The sequence below is a fragment of the Fulvimarina uroteuthidis genome (assembly GCF_034321785.1).
Lineage (GTDB): Bacteria > Pseudomonadota > Alphaproteobacteria > Rhizobiales > Rhizobiaceae > Fulvimarina > Fulvimarina uroteuthidis.
The window spans coordinates 416880-441066 of the sequence record NZ_JAXLPB010000001.1 but is presented as its reverse complement, the minus strand read 5'-3'; the positions used below and the strand labels follow the sequence as shown (position 1 = coordinate 441066).

The 24187-nt window shown below is 64.9% G+C and carries 21 protein-coding genes; 19 read left to right on the top strand and 2 right to left on the bottom strand.

Features of this window, described 5'->3' with window-relative positions; translation table 11 throughout:
• From U0C82_RS01970 to U0C82_RS01960, 3 genes are read left to right on the top strand one after another with little or no spacing between them, the layout of a single operon-like run.
• Nucleotides 1–228, top strand: coding sequence for a putative signal transducing protein (locus U0C82_RS01970; protein ID WP_322185366.1), 228 nt, complete (start codon nt 1–3; stop codon nt 226–228).
• 10 nt (nt 229–238) lie between these two features.
• Nucleotides 239–1066, top strand: a complete 828-nt coding sequence (locus U0C82_RS01965) for a tRNA1(Val) (adenine(37)-N6)-methyltransferase (RefSeq protein ID WP_322185364.1) — start codon at nt 239–241, stop codon at nt 1064–1066.
• Complete coding sequence (locus tag U0C82_RS01960) at nt 1050–1358, top strand: hypothetical protein (RefSeq protein WP_322185362.1); 309 nt, start codon at nt 1050–1052, stop codon at nt 1356–1358. Before U0C82_RS01965 ends, U0C82_RS01960 begins: the two co-directional genes overlap by 17 nt.
• Nucleotides 1359–1582: 224 nt before the next feature.
• Here the strand turns inward: U0C82_RS01960 and U0C82_RS01955 are convergent, their stop codons facing one another.
• Together U0C82_RS01955 and U0C82_RS01950 are read right to left on the bottom strand one after the other, a co-directional pair.
• On the bottom strand, nt 1583–3178 hold the full coding sequence (locus U0C82_RS01955) for an alanine/glycine:cation symporter family protein (RefSeq protein WP_322185360.1): 1596 nt from the start codon (nt 3176–3178) through the stop codon (nt 1583–1585).
• Between the two features lie 11 nt (nt 3179–3189).
• On the bottom strand, nt 3190–3630 hold the full coding sequence (locus U0C82_RS01950) for a universal stress protein (protein ID WP_322185358.1): 441 nt from the start codon (nt 3628–3630) through the stop codon (nt 3190–3192).
• Nucleotides 3631–4250: 620 nt separating this feature from the next.
• On the opposite strand from U0C82_RS01950, the gene U0C82_RS01945 reads away from it, so the two are divergent.
• From U0C82_RS01945 to U0C82_RS01870, 16 genes are all read left to right on the top strand, one after another.
• Nucleotides 4251–5126 carry a S49 family peptidase gene (locus tag U0C82_RS01945; RefSeq protein WP_416186617.1) on the top strand — a complete coding sequence of 292 codons (876 nt, stop codon included), beginning with the start codon at nt 4251–4253 and terminating at the stop codon, nt 5124–5126.
• Nucleotides 5127–5256: 130 nt separating this feature from the next.
• Entirely contained in the window at nt 5257–5439 is a 183-nt protein-coding gene (locus U0C82_RS01940; RefSeq protein WP_322185356.1) for a hypothetical protein, read from the top strand.
• 184 nt (nt 5440–5623) lie between these two features.
• On the top strand, nt 5624–6607 hold the full coding sequence (locus U0C82_RS01935; protein ID WP_322185354.1) for a glycine--tRNA ligase subunit alpha: 984 nt from the start codon (nt 5624–5626) through the stop codon (nt 6605–6607).
• Between the two features lie 323 nt (nt 6608–6930).
• On the top strand, nt 6931–8175 hold the full coding sequence (locus tag U0C82_RS01930) for a hypothetical protein (protein ID WP_322185352.1): 1245 nt from the start codon (nt 6931–6933) through the stop codon (nt 8173–8175).
• 455 nt (nt 8176–8630) lie between these two features.
• Nucleotides 8631–9320, top strand: coding sequence for a glutathione S-transferase family protein (locus U0C82_RS01925; RefSeq protein ID WP_322185350.1), 690 nt, complete (start codon nt 8631–8633; stop codon nt 9318–9320).
• A 202-nt stretch (nt 9321–9522) separates the two neighbouring features.
• A complete protein-coding gene (gene ypfJ / locus U0C82_RS01920) occupies nt 9523–10428 on the top strand; it encodes a KPN_02809 family neutral zinc metallopeptidase (RefSeq protein WP_322185348.1) in 906 nt (301 codons plus the stop codon).
• A 147-nt stretch (nt 10429–10575) separates the two neighbouring features.
• Nucleotides 10576–11019 carry a P-loop NTPase family protein gene (locus U0C82_RS01915; protein ID WP_322185347.1) on the top strand — a complete coding sequence of 148 codons (444 nt, stop codon included), beginning with the start codon at nt 10576–10578 and terminating at the stop codon, nt 11017–11019.
• A gap of 414 nt (nt 11020–11433) precedes the next feature.
• Nucleotides 11434–13638, top strand: coding sequence for a glycine--tRNA ligase subunit beta (glyS, locus tag U0C82_RS01910; protein WP_322185345.1), 2205 nt, complete (start codon nt 11434–11436; stop codon nt 13636–13638).
• Nucleotides 13639–14110: 472 nt separating this feature from the next.
• Nucleotides 14111–15034, top strand: coding sequence for a D-alanine--D-alanine ligase (locus U0C82_RS01905; protein WP_322185343.1), 924 nt, complete (start codon nt 14111–14113; stop codon nt 15032–15034).
• Nucleotides 15022–15906: a cell division protein FtsQ/DivIB gene (locus U0C82_RS01900; protein WP_322185341.1), complete on the top strand. Its 885-nt coding sequence runs from the start codon at nt 15022–15024 to the stop codon at nt 15904–15906. Before U0C82_RS01905 ends, U0C82_RS01900 begins: the two co-directional genes overlap by 13 nt.
• A 6-nt stretch (nt 15907–15912) precedes the next feature.
• Nucleotides 15913–17238 (top strand): cell division protein FtsA, encoded by a 1326-nt coding sequence (gene ftsA, locus U0C82_RS01895; RefSeq protein WP_322185339.1) that lies wholly within the window; start codon nt 15913–15915, stop codon nt 17236–17238.
• Between the two features lie 131 nt (nt 17239–17369).
• The gene (gene ftsZ / locus U0C82_RS01890) at nt 17370–18944 is read left to right on the top strand and encodes a cell division protein FtsZ (protein WP_322185337.1); all 1575 of its coding nucleotides are present in this window, start codon (nt 17370–17372) and stop codon (nt 18942–18944) included.
• Nucleotides 18945–19253: 309 nt separating this feature from the next.
• Nucleotides 19254–20192 carry a UDP-3-O-acyl-N-acetylglucosamine deacetylase gene (gene lpxC, locus U0C82_RS01885; RefSeq protein WP_322185958.1) on the top strand — a complete coding sequence of 313 codons (939 nt, stop codon included), beginning with the start codon at nt 19254–19256 and terminating at the stop codon, nt 20190–20192.
• Between the two features lie 198 nt (nt 20193–20390).
• On the top strand, nt 20391–21185 hold the full coding sequence (locus U0C82_RS01880; RefSeq protein ID WP_322185335.1) for an outer membrane protein assembly factor BamD: 795 nt from the start codon (nt 20391–20393) through the stop codon (nt 21183–21185).
• A 190-nt stretch (nt 21186–21375) separates the two neighbouring features.
• Nucleotides 21376–23046 carry a DNA repair protein RecN gene (gene recN / locus U0C82_RS01875; protein ID WP_322185333.1) on the top strand — a complete coding sequence of 557 codons (1671 nt, stop codon included), beginning with the start codon at nt 21376–21378 and terminating at the stop codon, nt 23044–23046.
• Complete coding sequence (locus U0C82_RS01870; protein WP_322185331.1) at nt 23043–24155, top strand: FAD-dependent oxidoreductase; 1113 nt, start codon at nt 23043–23045, stop codon at nt 24153–24155. Before recN ends, U0C82_RS01870 begins: the two co-directional genes overlap by 4 nt.
• The last annotated feature ends 32 nt before the right edge of the window (nt 24156–24187 follow it).

The following is a 24187-nucleotide window of genomic DNA, read 5'->3' as shown; positions in this document are numbered from 1 at the left end:
ATGATGGAACTGATGCGCTCCAACGATGCTGTCCTCATATCCTTTGTGGATGCGCTACTCAATGACGCGAAGATAGGGCATTTCGTTGCCGACCAGCATATGAGCATCATGGACGGGTCGATCGGCGCGCTGCCGCGTCGCATCATGGTGGAGGCCGACGAGATCGAGAAGGCGAGGCGCCTGATGCGCGATTCCGAACTCGGACACGAACTCACCACCGCTTCGTAAAGACCAGGCCGTGATCCCGGACACGTTCGAAACCCGCATCGACGGATTCTACGGCGGGCGCTTCCACCTCGTCCAGCCGGTGCGCACCGGCTACCGCTCCGGCCTCGATGCGCTTCTTCTGGCCGCGACGATCGACGCTGAGGCGCGCGGACGGCTCGCCGATGTGGGCGCGGGCGCGGGCGCGGTGGGCTTTGCGGCAGGGGTGCGGGCGCCTGCCCTTTCGATCGCGATGATCGAGAACCAGCCGGAGATGGCGCAGTGCGCGCGGGCCGGTCTCGCGCTTGCCGTCAATGAGGCGATAGCCGGCCGCATCGCCGTCGTGGAGGCCGATATACGCGCGCCGCGCGCCGTGCGCGAAGCGGCGGGGCTTGCCGACGGATCGTTCGACTGGGTCGTCACCAATCCCCCGTTCTACGGCCCCGACCATCGCCCGTCGGACGATCCGCTGCGAAGGGCGGCGCTCAACCTTGCGAGCGACGACCTTTTGGGCGACTGGTTCCGGTCGAGCCTTGCCCTCCTCAAGGATGGCGGGCGGCTGGCGACCATCCTGCCGCCGGCCGTCCTGCCGATCTGCCTGCCGGTTCTGACGGCGCAGCTGGGCGGGCTTGTCCTCACGCCGATCCATGCCCGCGCGCGCGATCCGGCGACCCGGCTGATCGTCACCGGACGCAAGCGATCGCGAAGCCCCTTGTCTTTTCTTCCGCAACGGTATCTCTTCGATGAGAGCGGCGCGCGCAGTTCATTTTCCAACGAGGTCGCCAATGGCGAGACGATGTTTGGATGGACAGAGCATGCGGGAAGAAGAAAACAAGGTTCGCCTCATGGGTGGAAAGAGTAGAAGCTATTGTAGACTGAAATTTACGATCGACGATCAGCCTCTCGTCGCCGAGCGATGGATCGAGACCACGTCGGATGGGGCGGTCTGCCGGGCGATCGACTTCTTGCGCAACGGGGAGGTGGGCGGCGTGAGCGCGGATGGCCTCTATCGCGACGTGCCGCTGCCGGCGGCGCGTTTGCCTGCGTCCCGCCTCGCTTCGCACGACGATCCTTTCGAGGCCGAGGATCTGTCCGGTCAGCTCTTTTGCGATACATGGCGGATCCTCGTGAAGCGCACAGTACTGAACGCCTGATGCGCCCCGCGCCGATCCGCGCCGCCGGTGCCCCGGTTTCAGGGACCCCGCGTCGGCGTCCGGAAAGCGGCATCGAGGGCGAGGTCGTCCGGGCGTTCCGCAACCCGTCGCAGGCGACCTGTTCCATCCGGCCGGGACGTGCTCGATGCGGCGTTTCCCGTGACCGAAAGACGGCGGATGCCGCAGCCGCCGCCGTCTTCCTCATGTAGAAGGGCACGAGCGCATCACTCCGCGGGTGCCTTGGCCTCCGGGTTCGAACTGCCGGTATATTTCCTGATTTGGCCGGCCTGGAGCCGCGACCAGTAGGAATGGAGCTCCTTCTTGACGATCGGCATCAGGACGTAGAGTGCCGAGATGTTGACGACCGCCATGGCGAAGATCGCCGCATCGGAGAAGTCGATGACGGGGCCGAGGCTCGCTGCCGCGCCGATGATGACGAAGAGACAGAAGACCACCTTGAAGATCAGCTCCTTCGTCTTGCCCTCTCCGACGAGGAAGGTCCACGCCTTGAGGCCGTAATAGGACCAGGAGAGCATGGTCGAGAAGGCGAACAGGAGCACCGCGACGCCGAGGACGAGGGGGAACCAGGAAAAGGCGGTGGCGAAGGCGGCCGAGGTGAGGGCGACGCCCGACGTGTCGCCAACCGTCCTGATGGTCTGCCCGTCATCGTTGAGGATGAACAGGCCGGCCTGATCGACGATGAGCTGGTCGGAGATGATGATCACCAGCGCCGTCATGGTGCAGATGACGACCGTGTCGATGAACGGCTCGAGCAGCGACACGAAGCCTTCCGTGATCGGCTCGTTGGTGCGGACCGCCGAATGGGCGATGGCCGCGGAGCCGACGCCGGCCTCGTTGGAGAAGGCGGCCCGCTTGAAGCCCTGGATCAGCGCGCCGACGAAACCGCCCGCGACGCCGAGCCCGGTGAACGCGCCTTCGAAGATGCGTGAGAACGCCGTTCCGACCTGATCGATGTTGACGAGGATGATCACCAGGGCGGCCGCGACGTAGAGAACGCCCATGAACGGAACGATCTTCTCGGTGACCCTCGCGATCGACCTGATGCCGCCCACGATGACGGCAAAGACGATGGCCGCGAAGACGACTCCGGTGATCCAGCCGGGAAAGTCGCCGAAAATGGTGGCGAGCTGGGCGTGAGCCTGGTTCGCCTGGAACATGTTGCCGGCGCCGAACGAGGCGAGGATGCAGAAGACGGCGAACAGCACCGCCATGAACTTGCCGCCCGGCATGCCGCGCTCGGCAAAGCCCTTGGTCATGTAGTACATCGGGCCGCCCGAGACCGATCCGTTCGGATATTCGTTCCGGTACTTCACGCCGAGGGTGCATTCGGTGAACTTGGAGGCCATGCCCATCAGCCCGGCGAGCACCATCCAGAAGGTCGCGCCGGGGCCGCCGATGCCGATCGCCACCGCGACGCCGGCGATATTGCCGAGGCCCACAGTGCCCGAGAGCGCGGTCGCGAGCGCCTGGAAATGGGTGACTTCGCCCGAATCGTTCGGATCGGAATAGTCGCCCCTCACCAGCTGGATCGCGTGCCTGAAGGCGCGGAACTGGATGAAACCGAAATAGAAGGTGAAGACGGTGGCGCCGGCGACGAGCCAGAGGACGATCCACGGAAAGCTGGTTCCCGGAAGTGGGGCGAAGATGAAATTGACGAACCAGCCTGTGGCCATCGCGAACCCGTTGTTGACCGCCGCGTCGATGCCGAGCCCCGCTGGCGCGGCGTCCTGCGCCATGGCCGCGACGCCGGAGGCCAGCCAGGCCAGCAGAGCCAGGGTGAGAAGGGAATGTCTGTTCATGAGCCGGGCCCTCAGGATACGATGGTGACGGGAACGCTGGCGGAGGAGGCCAGCTTGACCGACACGGTGCCGAAGAAGCGCGATGCGAAACCGCCTTCCGAGCCGCGCGCCACGATGATCTGTTCGGCCCGGGTCTCGAGCGCGACGGCATTGAGGATTTCCGCGGCATCGCCGTGCCGGACCTTGCAGTCGGCGTCGAAGCCTTCGGCCCTCAGGCTTCTGATGATGGGGTCGAGCACGCGGGTTCGGGCGACCTCGATCTCCTCCTCGCGGCGATTGTGGCGGATCTCGTTCTCCGCCGCGTTCTGGAAGCTGTAGGGTGACCATTCGATGACGTAGACCAGGAGCAGGGTGCACTCTCCGATCAGCTTCGAAAGCCTCTGGCCGTGGGCGAGCGCGCGCTTGCTGGCCCGGCTTCCATCGATCCCGATAATCAGTGTCGTCGTCGTCAAAAGCCAGGCCTCTTCATAAAGGGCATGCCGAGTATCAGCAGGTTAAATGAAATGTAATCATACTATACGGATATGCCGAAATCAGGATGTGTAGCGAATCGTCGGGGCGCTGCATGCAAGTCGGAGCCCGCACGAAGTCATCGGTGCGCTCTTGAGGCCTCGGAACTCACGCGATCCGAGATCCGCCGCCTTCGGCACTTCAACGACGATTGCGCGGTTCGCCCCGCTTTTACGTAACCTTTCCGCTCACAGCCCGGCATTCATATTTTTGTCATACTGATCTGATGCCGGATATTCGGGCAGGTCAAGGCGCATCGCCGCATTATCCGCGAAATCCCTCCATTTTGCCGATGGATCGATCGACAATCCTGATGGGTTTCATGCTTCCCATTCGATAGGGCGTGATCGCACGGCACGGGTGCGCCGCGCCGCATCCGACCCGCTCTGTTCGCCGCAGCGCATGCGGCGAGTTCGGCGCCGGTTCGGATGGCCCTTAAAAAAGCGGAGCGATCGGTGCGGCAGTTCGGCCGCCGCACGCCGGCCGTCCGGCCATGCCCTTTGAGAACGCGCACCGCGACCATACATGCGGGCGACTCAATGATGTGACGAAAGTGTTTGCCGTGGCCAATCTCCTGAAGACGTTCATTCCGAAACGCTTTCGCAAGGACAAAATCGAGATTCCGGTCGTGCGCCTGTCGGGGGCGATCATGGCGACGGGCGGGATCGGCCGCCAGACGCTCTCGATCGCCAGCGTCGCGCCGATGCTCGACAAGGCGTTCTCGCACAGGGCCGCGCCCGCCGTGGCGATCATCGTCAATTCGCCCGGCGGCTCGCCGGTGCAGTCACGGCTGATCTACCAGCGCATTCGCGATCTCGCCCGCGAGAAGAAGAAGCGCGTGCTGGTCTTCGTCGAGGACGTCGCGGCGTCCGGCGGCTACATGATCGCCTGCGCCGGCGACGAGATCATTGCCGATCCCTCCTCGATCGTCGGCTCGATCGGGGTGGTTTCCGGCTCGTTCGGGTTCGTCGAGGCGATCAACAAGCTCGGCATCGAACGGCGCGTCTATACCGCCGGCCGCAACAAGGTGACGCTCGACCCCTTCCAGCCCCAGAAGGAAGAAGACGTCGAACGGCTGAAGAGGCTGCAGCTCGACGTGCACGCGACGTTCATCGACCTGGTGAGGGGCGCGCGGCGCGACAAGCTGGCCGACGATGACGATCTCTTCACCGGTCTCTTCTGGTCCGGAAAACAGGCGGTGGGCTTGGGGCTGGTCGATCGGCTGGGCGATCTTCACGGCGTTCTGCGCGAGCTCTACGGCGACAAGGCCGTGCCGAAACTCTGCACCGCGAAGACCGGCCTGTTCGGACGCGCCAAGCCCGGCGTCGCTCTCGGCGCGCCGCTTTCCGACGTTGCCGGCGACATCGGCGCGGGCGCCGTGCGGGAGGTGCATGCGCTGGCGGAGGAGCGGCTTCTGTGGGGCCGCTTCGGTCTCTGACGCGAACGTCAGGCCGCGGTGATCGAACGCGGCGTCGGACGGGACTATATTGAAGGCTCCCAGCTTGCCGGTTCCCCGGTGAGCGAGCATAATGTCACGACTTTTTGGAACCGGTAGTTTGATCGACCTCATGCCGCAATTTCTCCTTCTCGGTCTCGTCGGGGCCGCCGCGCTCTATGGCTACAAGCAGATGAAGCGCGATGCGGCACGCGTGTCCGAACGCAATCGGCGCAGCGAGGCCGAGACCCGAACCGGCGCGCAGGGCACGCTCGTGCGCGACCAGGACGGGGTCTACCGCCTCAAGAAGGACTGACGCGGCTCGGCAAAGCGCCGGAAGCGGCGCGGGGCGTGGGGGGGGGGCGGCCGTTCCTCACGCAGCCGTTCGCCGTCTTCGGCTTGACCAGCATTGCCGCCTCGTGGCAACTCGCGGCAGTCCTTCGCAAGGCGCGCGCGCCCTGCCGAGATCTGCGCGAAAATGCTGACGAGAGCTCGTTCCCATGGCCGAATTGCCCCCGCACATGGACCCACGCCGGTCCTTCCAGGCGCTGATCCTGACGCTTCACCGCTACTGGGCCGATTATGGCTGCGTCGTGCTCCAGCCCTACGACATGGAGGTCGGGGCGGGGACCTTCCATCCGGCGACCACCTTGCGCGCGCTCGGGCCGAAACCCTGGAATGCCGCCTATGTGCAGCCTTCGCGCCGTCCCAAGGACGGGCGCTATGGCGAAAATCCCAATCGCCTCCAGCATTATTACCAGTATCAGGTGATCCTGAAGCCGAACCCGTCCAACCTGCAGGAGCTCTATCTCGGCTCGCTGAAGGCGATCGGCATCGATACCTCCGTGCACGATATCCGGTTCGTCGAGGACGATTGGGAAAGCCCGACGCTCGGGGCCTGGGGGCTCGGCTGGGAATGCTGGTGCGACGGGATGGAGGTCTCGCAGTTCACTTATTTCCAGCAGGTCTGCGGCATCGAGTGCGCGCCGGTCGCCGGGGAGCTCACCTACGGCCTCGAGAGGCTCGCCATGTACGTCCAGAACGTCGACAACGTCTACGACCTGAACTTCAACGGCCGCGAGGGCGACGAGAAGATCTCCTATGGCGACGTCTTCCTGCAGGCCGAGCAGGAATATTCCCGCTACAATTTCGAGATCGCCGACACCGATATCCTGCACCGGCATTTCGACGAGGCCGAGGCCCAGTGCGCCGCGATCCTGAAAGCCGGCGCGCCGGACGCCCTCGCCGACGGGACTGCGTCCGGCGAGGGTGCATCTCTGCACACATGCGTGCTGCCGGCCTACGACCAGTGCATCAAGGCGTCCCACGCGTTCAACCTTCTCGATGCGCGCGGCGTGATCTCCGTCACCGAGCGCCAGAGCTACATCCTGCGCGTGCGCAATCTCGCCCGCATGTGCGGCGAGGCGTTCCTGACGACCGATGCCGGCGGGGCCAAAGGCGAGGACGGCAAGGCTGCGGCCTGATCGCTGTCAGCGGAATTTCCGCGCTTCCCCTCCCGGTACGTTCGAGCTGATCCCCCGTGTTTCGCTTGCTACATTTCCGGCGAGAGGAATGGCGTCGACCATCGCGCGCACAGCCCAACCGAGCCGACGCGCCTCGTTAACGTGAATTTTACAACTTAAAGACATGGTTTACGCACGGGCTTGGCGCCTCGTCGAGCTTCGGCTTGTCGCAATAATAACCAGAAATAATAAGTCTATTATCAAAAATAATAAGTCTATTATCATAAAGTGTCCAGAGCGACGCATCCTGTGAGGTCAGGTTCGGTCGTCAAAAGGAGCCGCGCATGCCGCCTCTCTCAGGTTTCAGCCAGTCGAAAAGCCTCGTGCTCAGTCTTTTCGTCGATAACAGACAATTTGAGGGATTGGCCTCGATGGACGCGATTCTCAGCGACGCGCGTCCCGGCTCGGACTTGTCGACCATAGTCTTCGGGCAATCGGGCTCGACTCTGTATGGCGTCTACAAGGCCGTCGATACGATCCTCTCCATCGTGAGCCAGGCCAATGGCGACAGCACGGTCCAGGGATCGTCGAAGGACGGCACGGTGTCTGCAAAGACCGGGCGGGGCGACGACACCATTGAGCTTCGGGCCGAAGCGGTGGGCCGCGTCTCTTCGGGAGCGGGCGATGACACGGTCGATATCATGACGCGTGCCGGAAACTCTCCAAGTGAAAAGAGCCCGCCGCTCGACTCGATCTATGGCGTGTATTCGGGACGAGGCGATGATACAATTTCCATCGACAGCGATGGCTCTGTGGACCTTGTCGATAGCGGTGAGGGCGACGATCGAATCTCCATCGATCACGCCTACCCGTCGGGCTCCCCCGGCGCACCGAGAGACAGACTGACCGTCACTCGGGTGCTGGCTGGTGCCGGTGACGATTCCGTATCCATCAAAACGGAGGGCGATGTCTTTGCGGTCGACGGTGGCTCCGGCAACGACGAGATCGACATCGTGGCGAACAGCGTCGCCGCCGTGGAGGGTGGCGACGGTGCCGATACGATCCGAATCGACGCCGAGGCTGCTTTCGGCGTTATGGGCGGTGACGGCGATGACGAAATCTACATCAAGGGATCAGGCAGCTTCATCAACGGCGGCGCAGGCAATGACCGGATCGTCTTCGAAGGAAAGGGCAATATGAAATATGCCTCCAGCGTGGTGGTCGGTCAGGGTCATGACCTGATCGAGACCGATGAGGCGATCGTGCTGCACGGGCTGACGGACAAGAGTGACTTCTTCGATCTCAGCCGCTTGACCTTCTCTCGCATTTCGGCCGATACGGTCACGATTGCGATCGACGGCGGGGAGGCCTCGGTATCCGTCAGGTTCAACGGACCGATGAAAGAGACCGAAGAACTGGAGTTTGAGATGGACTCCGCCGGAGGCCTACTGATCCGCTCGGCGGGCGACACCATCCAGTCCAGTTTCAAGAAGTCATTCTCCTTCAACCGCGAGACATTGACCGTGGAAGAGCACCTTCCGGAACGCGTCGTTCTGCAAATGCCGACGACAATCACCCGGAACGTTTGATCATCTCAGGCGATCCTCCCGCGCGAGCGCCGATCGGCTCTCGATGAGTGGATCGCCCAACATCTTCAACCCGCATCTTGACTTATCGCCGGCGGCGCAAGCTTCTCTTCCAACCATAGGAGAATGCGGACAATGCAATGGCGCGGGCGCAGACAATCCAATGATACGAAATCCGTTTGATCGCTTCGCGATACCGGATTTTTAAAACGCTCAGGCGCCGCGCGGGCTTCGATACCGTACCCGGCCTAATCAGCCGGATACGGTATAATATCGAGGACAGGCGCGGTTTTGGCGGCGGTGGATTTCGCAGTGGGCGCGGCGGCGGCCTGAAGGTCAGGCCGTTCTGAAAGGTGCCGGTCCGTTTCCGGTTTCGGTGACTTAAGACCGAGACGTCCTCGTGATAGCCATGACGGACTGCACCCTCTCATCGGGTGCGAGCACGAGAAAGCGTCAAGATGATCAAGTTCTATTACCACCCGTCACCCAATCCGGCGAAGGTCGCGCTGTTCCTCGAAGAGGCAGGTCTCGACTATCAGACCATGCCGGTGGACACGCGCAAGGGCGAGCAGCATCACGAGGACTATCTGGCCATCAATCCGAACGCCAAGACGCCGGCGCTCACCGATGGTGACGCGGTTCTGTTCGATTCGACCGCCATCCTGCTTTACCTTGCGCGCAAGAGTGGAAAGTTCGGATTCGAGGGCACATCGGCGACAGACGCGGAGGGCCTGTCCTGGCTCATGTTCATTGCCACCGGCATCGGCCCCTATTGCGGACAGGCAGTGCATTTCAAGCATTTCGCGCCCGAGCCGAAGGATTATGCGGTCAATCGCTATTCGGTCGAGGCCGAGCGGCACTGGCTCCTCATCGAGGAAAAGCTGCGCGGCAAGACGTTCATGATTGGTGATAGCTATTCCATCGTCGACATGTCGGTCTGGGGCTGGGCACGCGCCATTCCGTTCATCTTCGGCGACAATGCCTGGGACCAGTTTCCGAACGTGAAGCGTCTCCTTGACACGATCAATGGGCGGCCCGCTGCCGAAAAGGTCAACGCGCTCGCCAAGCAGTTCACCTTCAAGCAGGAGATGGATGAGGACGCGCGGGCTCACATGTTCCCGCAGAACAAGCGTCTTTTGAAAAGCTGATCGATGATCGCCTGAAGAGATGGTGGCCTTCAGAAGCCACCATCTCTTCGTCTTCGACATAAGACCGCGAATGATGATCCCGCAGCGAGGATCGACATTTGCCACCGGCGTCATTTCCTTTCTGTCATACTGGCGTATCTTCATGACCCGAAGGCGATGATTCACCCATTTTGCGGGTGAGAGACGGTTAGGGCCGAAGACGATGCAGTGGCGCGGACGCAGGCAATCCAGCAATATCGAGGACCGGCGCGGCTCTGGCGGCGGCTTTTCCGGCGGCCGGCGTGGCGGCGGACTGCGCATTCCGGTCAAGGCCGGTGGTGGCGGCATCGTCACCATGCTGATCGTCGGCGCGATCGCCTGGTTCGTGTTCGGGATCAATCCGCTCACCCTCTTCGGCGGCGACATGGGCGGCCAGGGCAGCTACCAGACGAGCGAGACGGGACGTGCGGGCGGCGGGGTCGATTCGACCCCGGGCGAGACCGACAATTTCGTGGCGACCGTTCTCGCCGACACGGAGACCGTCTGGTCGACGCGGTTTCAGGAAGCCGGCGAAACCTATCCCGAACCCACGCTGGTTCTCTTCAACGACCGCGTCGAGTCCGCTTGCGGCATCGCCGGTTCGGCGACCGGTCCGTTCTACTGCCCGGGCGACCGGAAGCTCTACATCGACCTGACCTTCTTCGACCAGCTCGAGAGCCAGCTCGGCGCGCCCGGCGATTTCGCGCAGGCCTATGTCGTCGCCCACGAGGTCGGCCACCACATCCAGAACATCACGGGCGTCCTCGGCAAGCTGAACTCGGCCCGTCAAAGCCTTCCACAGGACCAGGCGAACGCGCTGTCGGTGCGCGTCGAGCTTCAGGCCGACTGCTATGCCGGCATCTGGGCCCACGACACCCGCGCGGCGGGCTATGTCGAGCCGGGCGATATCGACGAGGCGCTGAACGCGGCCTTCCAGATCGGCGACGACACGCTGCAGAGAAGAGGGCAGGGCACGGTGGTCCCCGACAGCTTCACCCACGGCACCTCGGCCCAGCGCCAGGAATGGTTCAAGCGCGGCTATCAGTCCGGCAATTTCGGCGAATGCGACACGTTGCAGGGGCAGTTGTAGGCGGCCCGACCACACCGTGAGGGCTCCGGCTTGCCTCAGAACACGACACATCTTGGTCGGAACGTCTGCATTATCGGCGCGCCCGGCAGCGGTAAGTCGAGTCTTGCCCGGCAACTGGCCTCTCGGCGGTCGTTTCGGGCGGTGCATATGGACCAGCTCTTCTTCGAGCCCGGTTGGAAACCGACGCCGAAGCCTGAACTGGCGAAGCGTGTCGCAGCCGCGATTTCCGAAGATGGCGGGGTCTTCGACGGCAACAATTCCGGTACCCTTCAGATGCGGCTCGAGAAGGCTCACAGCCTCATCTGGCTCGATCTGCCGCTTTGGATCACCTTTCCGCGAATCATCCGGCGTCTCGTCCGAAATTACGGGACCGTCCGCCCTGATATGGCGGACGGGTGTCCGGAACGTTTCGACATGGAATTCCTGCGATGGGCCTGGACCTTCCCGCAACATTCACGACCGCGACAGGAGATCGAGTTCGAAGCGTTCGGGAAGATGAAGTATCGGCTTGCGTCGAAACGGGACATCTCTCGATTTCTGAGGCGGATCGAACGCACCGGAACCACATGGGACGCGGTCGAGCCGAAGTGATGCCACTCTCGACAGGTTTCACTCATGTCCGGATCGCGTCGTGCCTTGCCGTGTCGGCGCCGTCGACTATCGCGTGATCTGCGCAAGGATCTGTCGCCGGCAAACCGGCGGCGGAGCCGGTATCGCTTGCAATCGGTCCACGGTCATGGTGCAAGGCGCTGCCTCCAACTTTTGATCGATATCGGCCCATGCCAGACCTTCTTCTCGAACTTCGCTCCGAGGAAATTCCTGCCCGCCCGCGCGCCCGCAGCGCTGCGAGGACGGGCACGGCAGCCGACAGCATGCGGGCGGGGAGCCACTGATGCCAGACCTTCTTCTCGAACTTCGCTCCGAGGACATACCTGCTCGCCCGCTCGCCCGCAGCGCTGCGAGGACGGGCACGGCAGCCGACAGCATGCGGGCGGGGAGCCACTGATGCCAGACCTTCTTCTCGAACTTCGCTCCGAGGAAATTCCTGCCCGCATGCAGCGCAAGGCTGCCGGCGATCTCCGCAAGCTCGTGACCGACGCGCTGGTGGAGGCGGGGCTCACATACGAGGGCGCGCGCGAATACTGGACGCCGCGCCGGCTGACGCTCGACATTCGCGGCGTCGATGCAAGCTCGCGGGACGTGACCGAGGAACGCAAGGGTCCCCGCGTCGACGCACCGGAAAAGGCGCTGCAGGGGTTTTTGCGCGGGGCGGGGCTTTCCTCGATCGACGAGGCGAGCGTCCAGTCGGACCCGAAGAAGGGCGACTTCTACGTCGCGCATATCACCAAGCCGGGCCGGCCCGCGGAGGCGATCATCGCCGACATCATGCCGGGAATCATCCGCGATTTTCCGTGGCCGAAATCGATGCGCTGGGGCAAGGCGTCGGCGGAGCCCGGCAGTCTTCGCTGGGTGCGCCCGCTGCAATCGATCCTGTGCACCTTCGGACCTGAAACCGAAGAGCCGGTGGTGGTCGATTTCGAGATCGCGGGCATTCGCTCCGGCAACACGACCGCCGGTCACCGTTTCCACGCGCCCGAACCCTTCACGGTGCGGCGCTTCGAAGATTATGTCGACAAGCTGGAAAAGGCCTACGTCGTTCTGGATGCCGAGCGCCGCAAGGACATCATCCGCCACGATGCCGAGAACCGTGCCTTCGCGCTGGGGCTCGAGGTCGTGCCGGACGAGGGTCTGCTCGAGGAAGTCTCCGGCCTCGTCGAATGGCCGGTCGCGCTCGTCGGCACGTTCGAGGACGCCTTCCTGCAGATCCCGCCCGAGGTGATCCAGCTCACCATCAAGGCGAACCAAAAATGCTTCGTGACGCGGCCCCAGGGGGCAAGCGGGGGAACCGCGAACGCGCTGTCCAACCATTTCATTCTCGTCTCCAACATCGAGGCGAGCGATGGCGGCGAGGAGATCGCGCGTGGCAACGGCAAGGTCGTGCGCGCGCGCCTGTCCGACGCGCTCTATTTCTGGCAGACCGACCAGGCCGATCTGCCGGATCTGGAAAGCCTCAGGCCCTCGGCCGAAAAGCTGAACCTCAACCTGAAGAAGCCGCTCGACCAGCGGATGGCCAAGCTCGACGCGCTCGGCGTCACCTTCCACGCCAGGCTCGGCACGCAGGGCGAGCGCGTCGCGCGCATCGCGGCGCTTGCTGAAGCCATTGCCGGCGCGATCGCGGGGCAGGTGAGCGCCGACGGCGAGACCGCGTCGCAATCGGAGTTCGCGCGCGATGAACTGAAGCGCACGGTGCGCCGCGCGGCCGTCCTCTCGAAGGCCGACCTGCCGACGGAGGCCGTCGGCGAGTTCCCCGAGCTTCAGGGCCTGATGGGCCGCTATTACGCCGAGCTCCAGGGCGAGCACAAAAGCGTGCAGACCGCGATCGAGGAACATTACAAGCCGCTCGGGCCGACGGATGCGGTGCCGACCGACCCGGTCGCCATCTGCGTGGCGCTCGCCGACAAGCTCGACATGCTGATGGGGTTCTGGGCGATCGACGAGAAGCCGACCGGTTCGAAGGACCCGTATGCGCTGCGACGCGCGGCGCTGGGAATTATTCGCATTCTGGTGGAGCGAAGGCTGGTCCTGCCGCTCGAGACGCTCGGCGTCTCCGGCGATCTCCTCGGCTTCTTCCACGACCGCCTGAAGGTCCAGCTTCGCGATTCCGGCGCGCGCCACGATCTCGTCGATGCGGTTCTTTCGAGCGGCGGGGAGGGCGCGAACGACGATCTCCTCGACGTCACCCGCAGGGTCGAGGCGCTGGGCGCGTTCCTGTCCAACGAGGACGGCCAAAACCTCCTGGCAGGCACCCGCCGGGCGGCGAACATTCTGGCCGCAGAGGAAAAGAAGGGCACGACCATCGCCGCCGCCGTGGATCCCGATCTGATCGCCCAAAAGGGCGAGCACGAGGAAAAGGGGCTCGCCGGCGCGATCGACCGGGCCGAGATCGAGGTGGCGCAGGCCTTGCAGACCCGCGACTATGCAGCCGCCATGGCGGGCCTTTCCAGGCTGCGCGCGCCGGTGGACGCGTTCTTCGACAAGGTTCTGGTGAACGCCGAGGACGAGACCGTCCGCGCCAACCGCCTCGCACTTCTCGCCCGTATCCGGGCGGCCTGCGAGAAGGTCGCCGATTTCTCGAAGATCTCGGGCTAGAGCGCGGATCTGGTCAGGCGCACGACGCTCTGGCTGTCTCCTCGATTTCACGCATCGGGGTTTTCCGACACGCCGTTGAGGCGTGGGCGGTGTGTCGCAGCCTGCGCTGGCCGGTTCGGTTTCGAGGAAGCCGGACGCAGGTGCCCGCCGGTCCGTGCAAGGGCCCGCCATGCGTTCCGCGTCGGGGCGCGCGAGGACGTCAGGCGCCGTTCTTCCGCTCCGATGACCGAAACGCCCCGTCCTGTCCAAGCCCGACCGCCTGCGACACCCGTGCCGCATGCGGCGGGCCATGCGCCGAATCGGATGACCCATCGGCAACACCTATTGCATTTGCGCCACAGGAAAGCCCCATCGTAAGAAACCGTTGAGGATCGTTTCCTAGACCTTTCCGCAAATTCTCCGCGTTAACGTCTGTTTAACCAAATCCGGGTGATGGTCGACCAGAACCAAGTTCAAGGGGTTTTGGTAACCGATGGCCAAGCATGTCGCGGTATTGATGGGCGGTTTATCCTCCGAGCGGCCGGTGAGCCTTCGCTCCGGCGAAGCCTGCGCCGACGCGCTCGAGGCGGACGGCTTCGACGTGTCCCGTGTCGATGTGGATCGCTCGGTGGCCGAGACGCTGGCAAAGCTCAAGCCCGATGTCGCGTTCAACGCGCTGCATGGCCCCTATGGCGAAGACGGCCGGATTCAGGGCATTCTCGAATATCTGCAAATTCCCTACACCCATTCGGGCGTCACCGCCTCGGCGCTCGCCATGAACAAGCTCCTGGCCAAGACCGTCGCGAAGACGGCCGGCGTGCCGGTGGCCAAGGGCCGGGTGATGAAGCGCAACGATCTGGCGCTCAAGCATCCGATGAGCCCGCCTTACGTGATCAAGCCGATCGCGGAAGGGTCGAGCTTCGGCGTCCTGATCGTGCGCGAGGAGCAGGCCCATCCGCCCCAGTCCCTGTCCTCGTCCGACTGGGCCTACGGCGACGATCTGCTGATCGAGCAGTTCGTGCACGGGCGCGAACTCACCTGCGCCGTGATGGGTGATGTCGCGCTCGACGTGTGCGAGATCACGACCGAAGGCCATGCTTTCTACGATTACGATTCGAAATATTCCGACGGCGGGTCGGTGCACATCGTTCCGGCGGACATTCCGGGCGACATCGCCCGCAAGATCCAGGAATGGTCGCTTCTGGCCCACCGTGCGATCGGCTGCCGGGGCGTGACCCGCTCCGATTTCCGCTACGACGATCGCTTCGGCAAGGATGGCGAGATCGCCTGGCTCGAGGTCAACACCCAGCCCGGAATGACGCCGGTGTCCCTGGTTCCCGACATCGCCGCCCATTCGGGCCACAGCTTCACCGAGCTGGTTCGCTGGATGGTGGAGGATGCGTCATGCGGGAGATGAGATCGACTTCGGCCGGGCACGGCGCATTCTCGATCGCCTCGCGCCGCTTCGCCTCGCGGATCGAACAGTTCGGCACGCGCCTGTCGGAGCTCAGGCTTCCGCGGTTCGGCCTCATCGCCGGCGTGCTCGTTTCCGGATCGATCGGCTATGGCGTGGTCCTCGGCGGCCACTCGACGGCGGTCATCGACAGCGTCGCGATGCCGCTCGGCTTCGAGATCAAGGTGATCGACGTGTCGGGCAATTCCGAAACGTCGGAGATCGACATTCTCCAGACGCTCTGGGCCACGGGGTCCCAGACCCTCGTCAGTCTCGATCCGTCCGCCGCGCAGGACAGTCTCGAAGCCATGCCGTGGATCGAGCGGGCCTCGGTCTCGAAATTCTACCCCAACCGGATCGGCATCGAACTGATCGAGCATCGTCCCTACGCCGTCTGGCAGAGCGGCGAGAGCTTCACGATCGTCGACCGCGAAGGTTCGGCCATCGTTCCGTTCTCGGCCGGCCGTTTCGACGTGCTGCCGGTCGTCGTCGGGGAAGGTGCGCCGGAGGCAGCCGCGCAAATCCTTGATGAGATGGAAGAGTTTGCCGAGCTTCGCGCAAGCGTGAAGGCCTACGTTCGGGTCGGAGACCGGCGATGGGACCTTGCGCTGAAGAACGGCGTCACGATCCGTCTGCCGGAAGATGAACCGATCGCGGCACTGGCGGAGGTCGCTCGCATGGACCGGGAACACAATCTGCTGGGACGCGACATCGTCTCCGTCGATCTTCGGGTCGATGGCCGGGTCGTCGTCAAGTTGACGCCGGACGCTCTGGAGCGGCGCAACGCTGCGCTCGCAGAGCGCAAGAAGATTCTCAAGCGGCAGTCGAAAGGTTAGGGTGTCATGAGTTTCTTCTTCCGCAAGACGTCCGATGTCCCGCGCATGAAACCGCTCTCGCCGCGCCGTGGCCAGATCGTTTCGGTGCTCGACATCGGCTCGGAAAAAATGTCCTGCATGATCGGGAAGCTGCGTCCGCGGCCGGAGGGCGAGATTCTGCCGGGCCGCTCGCACACGATCGAGGTTCTGGGCGTCGGCCATCAGCGCTCGCGCGGCGTGAAGTCCGGCAACGTCATCGATATCGAGGCGGCCGCCAGGGCCATCCGCGCGACCATCGACGCGGCGGAGGCCGCAGCCGGTCTTTCGGTCGGATCGCTGATCGTCTCGCTGACGGCGGGCCGTCTCAAGAGCTATCGCGGAAGCGCTCTTCTCAATCCGCTGGCCGCCATCACCCAGGCCGACGTCGATTTCGTCGAGGCGCAGGCTGCCCGCATCCAGTTCGAGCCCTCGCGTCTGGCGCTTCACTCGGTGCCGTTCGATCTCTCGATCGACGGCGAGGGCGGGGTCGAGAACCCGATCGGCATGACCGCGCGCACGCTCGGCGCCGACATGCACGTTCTCACGGCCGAAGAAGCGCCGCTGCGCAATCTGGAAGCGGCGCTCAACGAGGCGCATATCGAGGTCGAGGCCTTCGTCGCCACCCCCTACGCCAGCGCGCTCGCCACGCTCGTCGAGGACGAGGCGGCGATGGGCTCGGCGGCGATCGACATGGGTTCCGGCACGACGACCATCGCGATCTTCCAGAATGGCCGCTTCGTCTATGCCGACCAGGTCGCGATCGGCGGTCACCACATCACCATGGATCTGGCGCGGGGTCTGTCGATCCACCCGGCCGACGCCGAGCGCCTGAAAGTGGTCAACGCCTCGACGCTGCCGCATCTGGCGACCGACGACGAGATGATCACCATCCCGTCGCTGGGCGAAGCGGGCAACGACGAGAGCGTCACCGTCTCGCGCGCCACGATCTGCAAGATCGTGCGGCCGCGGGTCGAGGAGATCCTCGAACTCGTGCGCGACCGGCTGAACGAATCCAATCTCGGCCACGTCATCGGCAAGCGCGTCGTCCTGACCGGCGGCGCCAGCCAGCTCTCCGGCCTGCCGGACACGGCGCGCGCCATCCTGCAGCGCAATGTGCGGCTCGGCCGTCCGGTCGGTGTCGCCGGGCTGACGACCGCCCACAAGTCACCGGCGTTCTCGGCCGCCGTCGGCCTTCTGATCTACCCGCAGGTGGTGCACCGCGAGACCGTCACGACCACCTCGATCACAGCGCGCATGTTCGACCAATCGACCCGGACCGGCAGGTTCGGAACCTGGCTGAAACGAAGCATCTAGACGACGTCCGGTCCCGCCCCGCGGGGTGGGCCGGCCACAGCAAACGGCGCGTGCCGCGCGTCGCCCGACAGACCAGCATTATCCGGCCGCGCGGCAAAACGGCCTACGAATTTGAAAAGAGGATCAAGGCAATGAGCATCACCCTCAACAAGCCCGACATCACCGAGCTGAAGCCCCGCATCACCGTTTTCGGCGTTGGTGGCGGTGGCTGCAACGCGGTCAACAACATGATCAGTGCCGGCCTTGAAGGCGTCGAGTTCGTCATCGCCAACACCGATGCGCAGGCGCTTCGTTCCTCGAAAGCCGAACGCGTCATCCAGATGGGCGTTGCGGTCACCGAGGGGCTCGGTGCCGGTTCGCAGCCGGAAGTCGGACGGGCGGCGGCCGAAGAATCGATCGACGAGATCTGCGACCATCTCCTGGGCTCGCACATGTGCTTCGTCACCGCCGGCATGGGCGGTGGAACCGGCACGGGCGCCGCCCCGGTCGTGGCGCGGGCCGCCCGTGAAAAGGGCATCCTCACGGTCGGCGTCGTCACCAAGCCGTTCCACTTCGAGGGCCAGCGCCGGCTGCGCATCGCCGACCAGGGCATCGAGGATCTGCAGAAGAACGTCGATACCCTCATCGTCATTCCGAACCAGAACCTCTTCCGGATCGCCAACGACAAGACCACCTTCGCCGATGCCTTCGGCATGGCCGACCAGGTGCTGTATTCGGGCGTTGCCTGCATCACCGACCTGATGGTCAAGGAAGGTCTCATCAATCTCGATTTCGCGGACGTTCGCTCCGTGATGCGCGAGATGGGCAAGGCCATGATGGGCACCGGCGAAGCGTCGGGCGAGGGCCGTGCCCTGGCCGCCGCGGAAGCCGCCATCGCCAACCCGCTTCTCGACGAGACCTCGATGAAGGGCGCGCGCGGTCTCCTGATCTCGATCACCGGCGGCCGCGACCTGACGCTCTTCGAAGTCGACGAAGCGGCGACCCGCATCCGCGAGGAGGTCGACAGCGACGCCAACATCATTCTCGGCGCGACGTTCGACGAGGCGCTCGAAGGCATCATCCGGGTCTCGGTCGTTGCCACCGGCATCGACAAGCTCGACACCGAGAAGGTCGCGCCCAAGTCCGAGCCCGCACAGCGACCGGCCGCCGCCGCGCCGTCCGTGCCGGCCAAGGCTCCGGCCGCACACGCGCCGGTCGCCGAAACCCGCCGCCAGGAAGCGGCCCATGCCCCGGCCCAGCCGGCACGCCAGAGCGTGCCTGCAAGCCAGCCGCAGATGCGTAACGACCCGTTGGACATGGACGATGATTTCTCGGCAGCCCTTGCCGCGGAGATCGAGCAGCTCGCGCCCCGTGTGTCGAAGCCCGTCATCCACGCCGCGCCCTCGCGCATGCCGAAGATCGAGGACTTCCCGCCCGTCGTGAAGAACGAGATCGAGACGCGGGCGGCCCAGGCCGAATATGCGGGCGACGACAAGGGACCGATGGGTCTTCTGCGCCGCTTGACCACGGGCCTGTCGCGCCGCGAGGAAGTGGAAGAGGTCGTCGCCTCCGAGCCGCGCAAGGCCGAGGCGCCGATGCCGGCACCGCAGGCCGCGCCGCGGCGTCAGGCGGCCGAGTCGGCTGCCCGTCCAGCACCCCAGCCGCGGGCGCTCGCCGAGGACGATCATCTGGAGATCCCGGCCTTCCTGCGCCGTCAGGCGAACTAAACAGTCCGTCTATTGTAAACGGGACACAGGCCCGCTGCATCATGCAGCGGGCCTGTTTCGTATTAAGGTCTTGTAAAACAACGGTTTCTAACCTGACCTGAGGCTTTCCCGGTAATACGAAGTAAAGAAGCGTGATTTGGCGAATGCGCCGCTCCGATTTAGGTAATTTTCAACGAGACCGGATTCTGCGGGGCATGGGGGTGCCCGGCGGACAGTGTTCCGGAATTTATGGGGAAATCCGTCCAGCCAGTCTTGCAGCCAGCGCGCGCTGCAACGAAGAGCAGGCGTGAAAGGTTGCCGCACGTGTTGATGTACCAGCAGACGATCGCCGCAGAAGTCGCCTTCCATGGTGTTGGCGTCCATACCGGCATGCCCGTCTCGCTCGTTCTGATCCCTGCGGAGGCGAATACGGGCATCGTGTTCCGCCGCCGCCTCGACGATGGCGCTGTTCGCGACGTCAGGGCGATCTCGGCCAATGCCCCGCAGGGCGACCTGTCCACGATGATCGGCGATGGCGACGGCGTCGTGATCGCGACGATCGAGCACTTGATGGCGGCGCTCTATGCGGCAGGCATCGACAATGCGATCGTCGAGATCAATGCCGGCGAGACCCCGATCATGGACGGATGCGCCGCGGCCTTCATGGCGGCCATCGACGATGCGGGCCTCGTCAGCCAGCCGGTCAAGCGCCGTTACATCCGGGTGCTGAAGACCGTCACGGTGGAGCACAACGGCGCCCGCGCCGAGTACCGCCCGCATGACGCGACCCGCTTCGAGGTCGAGATCGATTTCGACTGCGCCGCCATCGGCCGCCAGTCCTACGCCGCCGACCTCACGGCCGATCGCTTCAAGCGCGATCTGGCCAAAGCCCGCACCTTCGGTTTCATGAAGGATGTGGAGCGGCTGTGGGCCGCCGGATATGCGCTCGGCTCCTCGCTGGAGAATTCCGTCGTCATCGACGTGGATGGCGGCATCGTCAATCCCGATGGGCTTCGCTACGAGGACGAGTTCGTCCGCCACAAGGCGCTCGATGCCGTCGGCGATCAGGCGCTTGCCGGTTCGCGGATCATCGGTTGCTATGCCTCCTATCGCGGTGGCCATCGCCTGAACGCGATGGCGCTGCAGGCGCTTCTGTCCGACGCCTCGGCGTTCGAATATGTCGAACTGCCGGCACGTCGCACGGATCCGGTCCGCCACGCGCCGCTGGTCGCCGTCGCCGCACCGGCCTATGGTCCCCAGATGCTTTGAGGGCACTGCCGCAAGCAGGCAAGGCCGACCTGCCGCAAGGTCCGAACCGCCTTGCGGCCGCGCTTTCGAAGTCACATCGTCACAAAAACGCCGCTTCATCCCTGTCTTAACCATGACCGGGGTATTGAGTTTTTCACTGGAGGATGGGACCCCATCCATGGGGCCAGGAAAAACTGACTAGGGGATGATCAGGGGATCATGACGACTTTCGGCGCATCTATCCGCAAGGCATCGCTCGTTCTCGTCTTGGCTGCGAGCGCGGGCGCCGTGTCCGGCTGCATGTCGGACGGCGGGTCCGATGTCGACGTTCTGGCATTGGCCGCGCAGACCGAACCCCCTGAAGTTCTCTACAATCAAGGGCTTGCCAATCTCGAAGGTGGACGCCTCAGCGAAGCTTCGGCCAAGTTCGAAGCGATCGATCGCCAGCATCCCTATTCGGAATGGGCCCGCAAGGCGCTCGTCATGCGCGCCTTCACGAGCTACCGCTCCGGCGCCTACGAAGAGGCGATCAATTCCTCCAAGCGCTATCTCTCGCTCTATCCCGGCACCGACGAAGCGCCCTATGCGCAATACATCATCGGCCTGTCCTACTGGCGCCAGATCCCCGACATCACCCGCGACCAGGCGAATGCCGGCCGTACGGCGCAGGCGATGCGCGCGGTCATCGAGCAATATCCCGATTCGCAATATGTGCCGGATGCGAAGATCAAGCTTCGAATCGCGCGCGACCAGCTCGCCGGCAAGGAGCTTCAGGTCGGGCGCTACTATCAGGAGCGCAACGAGTACGCCGCTGCGATCAACCGCTTCAAGAACGTGGTCGACGTCTATCCCGAGACCCGGCAGGTGGAAGAAGCGCTCGCACGCCTGACCGAGACCTATCTGGCCATGGGTCTCGTCCGCGAGGCGCAGGCCTCGGCATCGGTCCTTGGGCAGAACTATCCCGATTCCCAGTGGTACCAGGATTCCTACGCGCTGCTGCAGGGCCGAAGCTGACGGGCGGATACCGGCCGGCCGCGCCGTCGAGACGCGTTTCATGACCGGACGGCCCGCATGTCGCGGGCCGTTTCGTCCTTGAGGATAGGCAAACGGCCGAGACTGGCCTATCTAACGGGCCACAGGGGATCGATCGTCTCACGGCCCCGCTCGTCCTTCGCCCTTTCCTCGTGCCGACCCATTTCCGGACATGCTGGTTCATCTCGCCATCCGCGACATCGTGCTTATCGAACGGCTGGACCTGTCGCTTCGCGAGGGCCTGGCCGTGCTGACCGGAGAGACGGGCGCCGGTAAATCCATCATGCTCGACGCCCTGTCGCTCGCCCTCGGCGGGCGCGGCGACGGCTCGCTCGTGCGCCATGGCGAGACCCGGGGCGAGGTGACAGCCGTCTTCGACGTGCCGACCGCGCATCGCGTGCGCGAGATGCTGACCGAGAACGGCTACGACAATGATGGCGACGTGATCCTGCGCCGCATCCAGAACGCCGATGGCCGCACGCGCGTGTTCGTCAACGACCGGCCCGCGAGCGTCGGCCTGATGAAGGAGATCGGCGAGGCGCTCGTCGAGATCCATGGCCAGCACGCCGACCGCGCGCTGGTCGATGCCGCCGCCCACCGCAACCTGCTCGACGCCTTCGGCGGGCTCCAGCCACTCGTCCTCGAGGTCGGGGAAGCGTTCCGCGCCTGGCGAAAGGCGCGCACCGCCCTCGACCACCACCTGAAGAAGATGGAAGAAGCCGCGCGCGAGGCCGACTATCTGCGCGCCGGCGTCGACGAGCTTTCCGAGCTCGCGCCGATCGCCGGCGAGGAGGAGGAGCTTGCCGAGCGCCGCGCCATCATGATGCGTTCGGAAAAGATCGCGACGGACGTCAACGATGCGAACGACGAACTGTCGGGTTCGAGCTCGCCCATGCCGTCGCTCGTCAATCTCCTGAAGCGGCTCGACCGCAAGCGCGACGAGGTGCCGGGCCTTCTCGACGAGGCGATCGACCGGCTCGCCGCGGGCGTCGACGCCATCGCCGACGCCCAGATGGCGCTCGAGGCGGCGATGCGGACGCTGGAGTTCGACCCGCGCGCGCTCGAAGAAGCCGAGGAACGCCTGTTCGCCCTGCGCGCGGCGAGCCGCAAGTTCTCTGTTCCGGTCGAAGCCCTACCCGAACTGACGGCGCGAATGATCGGCGACCTTGCCGAACTCGATGCCGGCCAGGAGCGCGTCCACCAGCTGGAAGCCGAAGTTGCGGCCCATCGGGCGGCGTTCGACGCGCTGGCCGAAACGCTTTCCGTCCGGCGCCACGAAACGGCCGAGACGCTGAGTGCCGCCGTGATGGCCGAGCTTCCGGACCTGAAGCTCGAGCGGGCCGATTTCATCGTCGCGATCACCCGGGACGACGACAGGGCCTCGGCGGCCGGGGTCGACGAGATCGAGTTCCATGTCCGCACCAATCCCGGCACGCGCGCAGGGCCGATGATGAAGGTCGCCTCCGGCGGCGAGCTTTCGCGGTTTCTCCTGGCGCTGAAGGTTGCGCTCGCCGATCGCGGCTCGGCGCCGACACTGGTTTTCGACGAGATCGATACCGGCGTCGGCGGGGCCGTGGCCGATGCGATCGGGCGCCGGCTCGCACGTCTGTCGAAGACGGTCCAGGTGCTCGCCGTCACCCACGCCCCGCAGGTCGCCGCGCGTGCGACGACCCATCTCCTGATCTCCAAGGCCGGCGCCCGGAACGAGGACCGTGTCTCGACGCGGGTTTTCGAGATCGAGAGCGAGACGCGCCAGGAAGAGATCGCCCGCATGCTGGCGGGCGAGACGGTGACGGAGGAAGCCCGCGCGGCGGCGGCCAAGCTGATCGGCATCGGCGCGTGAGAAGCGGCGGCGCGTCGCGCAGCCCGCTCGTGATCGCCGGTGCCGGGCCGGTGGGACTGGCGCTCGCCGTTGAGGCGGTGCGGCGCGGTTTGGCCGTTCGGATCTGCGACCAAAAGAGCGGCCCGACGCCGGCTGATCAATCGCGGGCGCTCGGCATTCTTCCCACGACGCTCGCCGTTCTCGAAGCGTCCGGTGTCGCGGGCCGGCTCCTGGCCGAGGGCCAGCCGATCCACCGCGTCGCGATCGCATGGAACGGCAGGCCCGCCGCCACCATCCGCCTCGACGCTGCCGAGACGCCGACGCCGTTCATCCTGTCGCTGGCGCAGGCGCGCACGGAGCGGGCGCTGATCGACTGGCTCGGCGCGCATGGGGTTCCGGTCGAATGGGGCATCGCGCTGACCGACCTCGCGCACACCCAGCGCCCCACCGCCACGCTCTCGACCGGCGAGACCATCGAGGCGCTGGCGATCGCGGGGTGTGACGGCATGCACTCCACCGTGCGCCGGAGCCTCGATATTCCCTTCGTCGGCGACGACCATCCTGCCCGGTTCGCCCTGGCCGATATCGTGTGCGGGCAGGAGATCGACGCGGAATGCGCCAAGGTCCTTCTGTCGCAAGATCAGGCAACGGCGGCGTTCCTGCCGTTCGGTCCACATGGCGGCCGCCTGATCGGCGTCTGCGAGACGCCGGACGCGCTGGTCGCCCGGTGGCCGGATATCGCCTCGGTCGGTTGGACCTCGCGTTTCGCGGTGGCGTTCCGCCATGCCGAGCGCATGTCGCGGGGTCAGATCTATCTGTGCGGCGATGCCGCGCACGTTCATTCGCCGGTGGGCGGGCGTGGCATGAATCTCGGCGTGTGGGACGCGGCGTGGCTTGCCTTTCTGCTGGCCGAAGGACGGCAGAGCGAATATGAGTCCCGCCGCGTGCCGGTCGTGAAGGCGGTTCTGGACGAAACACGGGCGATGACGGATTTCATCACCGCCCCGCCCGCCTGGGCAGGGGCGGCGGTTCGGTTTGCCCTGCCGGCGGCCCTGCGCGTTCCGGGCGTCGCGAGGCGCGCCGCGAACCGGCTGTTGGCTCTTCACCTCAAGCAGCCGGAATGGCTATGATCGGATGACGGCCGGCACCCGTGTTCGGACAG